Origin of the sequence: Enterococcus sp. NBRC 3427 (genome assembly GCF_007996925.1) — a bacterium.
Lineage (GTDB): Bacteria > Bacillota > Bacilli > Lactobacillales > Enterococcaceae > Enterococcus_B > Enterococcus_B lactis.
The window spans coordinates 1-1,312 of record NZ_BJLL01000117.1 but is presented as its reverse complement, the minus strand read 5'-3'; the positions used below and the strand labels follow the sequence as shown (position 1 = coordinate 1,312).

Here is a 1,312-nt window from a genome sequence, read left to right as displayed (position 1 = left end):
GAAGCTACTTCTGGAACACTGTTTATTCGGAAAAGGGAGGTGTGACAAGATTTTTGTCACACCTCCCTTATTTATTTTTGAAAAATGAGAATACGATTATTAAAATAGGGAATACATAGAATAATTCTCATTATTTAAACGTAGATAATCGATTTTTTTCGACTTTTTTTATTTTTTATTAGCTAATAATTGGTATTTTAAAAGAAATTGCTGTAGAATTGGATTATAATTAAAAAGGAGTGAGAAAATGATAAAAGTATATACTTCGCCTAGCTGTACTTCCTGTAGAAAAGCAAGAGCATGGTTGCAAGCGAATCAACTTGAATTTGAAGAGAAGAATATTTTTGCCGAACCGTTAACAGAAAGTGAGATCAAAAAGATCTTAGCAGCGACTGAAGGAGGAGTTCAAGATATTATTTCCACTCGGTCGAAAATTTACGAGAAGTTGGGAATAGATTTTAACGAATTAACTTTAAAGCAAATGATCGTCCTATTCAAAGAATATCCTTCATTATTGAGACGACCTATTTTGATTGATGAAAAAAGAATACTAATCGGATTCAATGAAGATGAAATCCGTTCATTTGTCCCTCGTGAAATTCGGTGTGTTGCTAGAAACCTAATCTATTTACAAAACAATAACATCTTAAATTCATAGGGAGGGAGTCTTCGTGGAAGTGAAAGTCTATGGATCGGCGCACTGTGTAACCAGTCTGAAGGCGAAACAATGGTTAGAATACCATCAATTGCCTTATCAATTTGTTGACTTAGAAGAACGCGATCTAAGTACAGAAGAAGCAGAAGAATTATGCAGTTTTGAAGAAGTGCAAGCAGAACAGCTATTTGCGACTTGGTCTGAGGCTTTTCACAACATTGCGATAGACCTTTCCTGTGTAGGTAAAAAACAACTGATTTCTTTATGTACACAACATACAAAACTCCTCAGACGTCCGTTGATCATTATCGATGAAGTTCTATTTATTGGATACAATGAGCAGTTGATGGAGCAGCTTATCCTAAATAAATAGTCTTTACCTATTTTAATCAAATTTCTGAGCGCTTCGTACAGTTGGAACAGTCGAACACTTAACATTAAGTGTGTTATGTGTTCTTTTTTTTGTCTTTATTTTTCTACTATAAAAGATATGCTCGATTTATGTGGTCAAAATTCAAATGTACGAGGGAAAATAGGCTGAGAAATATATTGACATGTGTAAATTTACATGATATATTCATTTTTGTTGTTTTAAGTAATACGCAAATAAAGCAGCATTTAAAAAAACTTAAAAAATAGTTATTGACATGTTGATGA

Annotated in this window: 2 protein-coding genes; both read left to right on the top strand. The window is 32.9% G+C overall.

Features of this window, described 5'->3' with window-relative positions; all coding sequences use genetic code 11:
- Positions 1 to 247 precede the first annotated feature (247 nt).
- Positions 248 to 658, top strand: coding sequence for a Spx/MgsR family RNA polymerase-binding regulatory protein (locus ESP02_RS13120; RefSeq protein WP_002286258.1), 411 nt, complete (start codon positions 248 to 250; stop codon positions 656 to 658).
- Between the two features lie 13 nt (positions 659 to 671).
- A complete protein-coding gene (locus ESP02_RS13115) occupies positions 672 to 1,028 on the top strand; it encodes a Spx/MgsR family RNA polymerase-binding regulatory protein (protein WP_002310798.1) in 357 nt (118 codons plus the stop codon).
- Positions 1,029 to 1,312 lie beyond the last annotated feature (284 nt).